This window comes from Nocardia sp. NPDC003999, assembly GCF_053604885.1.
Map to the genome: position 1 here is coordinate 1 of NZ_JBSGIB010000055.1, position 1457 is coordinate 1457.

Consider the following 1457-nt stretch of genomic DNA (forward strand, 5'->3'; position numbering starts at 1 on the left):
GCGGGGGCGGCGTATCTGCCGATCGATACCGGGTATCCGGTGCAGCGGTTGGAGTTCATGCTCGAAGACGCCGCCCCGGTCTGCGTGCTGACCACCGCCGCCGAGCTGGACTCACTGCCCGCGGGCAATATTCCGGTGCTCCTGTTGGAGGAGACCACCGGCTACGACGATTCGCGCGTCCGCAACCGCGAGCGGGTGCGGCCCCTGCGCCCGGACAATCTGGCGTATGTCATCTACACCTCCGGTTCCACCGGGGTGCCCAAGGGCGTGGGTGTGGCGCACCGCAACGTGGTCGAGTTGTTCGCCAACACCCAATTGCTGTTCGAGTTCGACGAGACCGATGTGTGGACGTTGTTCCATTCGTTCGCGTTCGATTTCTCGGTGTGGGAGTTGTGGTGCGCGCTGGCCAACGGCGGCAGCGTGGTCGTGGTCGACTACGTGACCTCCCGCTCGCCGGAGCAGTTCCGCGAACTGCTGATCCGCGAACAGGTCACCGTGCTCAACCAGACCCCGTCGGCGTTCTACCAGCTCGCCGAGGCCGACCGGGCAGCACACCACGACCAAGGCAAGTTCGCGCTGCGCTACATCGTGTTCGGCGGTGAGGCACTGGATCTGCGCCAGCTGCGGCGCTGGTACGAGCGCCATCCGGTGGACGCGCCGTGGCTGGTGAACATGTACGGCATCACCGAGACCACGGTGCACGTGTCGTTCCTGTCGTTGGACGAGCAGATGGTCGACAACCCGGCCAGCGTGATCGGGCGGGCGCTGCCCGGTCTGGACGCGTATGTGCTCGATGACCGGTTGCACCCGTCGCCGGTCGGGGTGGCCGGAGAGATCTACGTCGCGGGCGCGCAGCTCTCGCGCGGGTATCTCGGCCGTCCCGGTCTGGCCGCGACACGGTTCGTGGCCAACCCGTTCGGAGCGCCGGGCTCGCGGATGTACCGCAGCGGTGACATCGGCCGCTGGGTCGGATTCGGTGGTCGAGCAACCCTGGAGTACGCCGGTCGCGGTGATCAGCAGGTGCAGTTGCGTGGCTTCCGCATCGAGCTCGGCGAGATCGAGGCTGCGCTGCTGCGCTGCCCGGGCGTGAGTCAGGCGGTGGTGCTGGTCCGCGCCGACGAGCATGCCGGTGACCGTTTGATCGGGTACGTCGTGCCCGACGCCGGGGCGAGCTTGGATGCGTCGGTGCTGCGTACCCAGGTCTCGGAGTTCTTGACCGGCTACATGGTGCCGGATGCGGTGGTCGTGCTCGAGGTGTTGCCGTTGACGGCGAACGGGAAACTGGACCGCCGGGCACTGCCCGCGCCGCAGGTGGTGTCGGCGGTGGCGTTCCGCGCGCCGAGCTCGCCGGTGGAGCAGGCAGTGGCCGAGGTGTACGCCGGGCTGCTGGGCGCCGGCGAGGTCGGGTTGGACGACGACTTCTTCGCCCTGGGCGGCAACTCGCTGCTGGCCACCCG

1 protein-coding gene is annotated in these 1457 nt (G+C 68.2%); it reads left to right on the forward strand.

Features of this window, described 5'->3' with window-relative positions; all coding sequences use genetic code 11:
• The coding region (locus tag ACWESM_RS36595) for an amino acid adenylation domain-containing protein (RefSeq protein WP_452495727.1) at positions 1-1457 on the forward strand (1457 nt) is incomplete at both ends.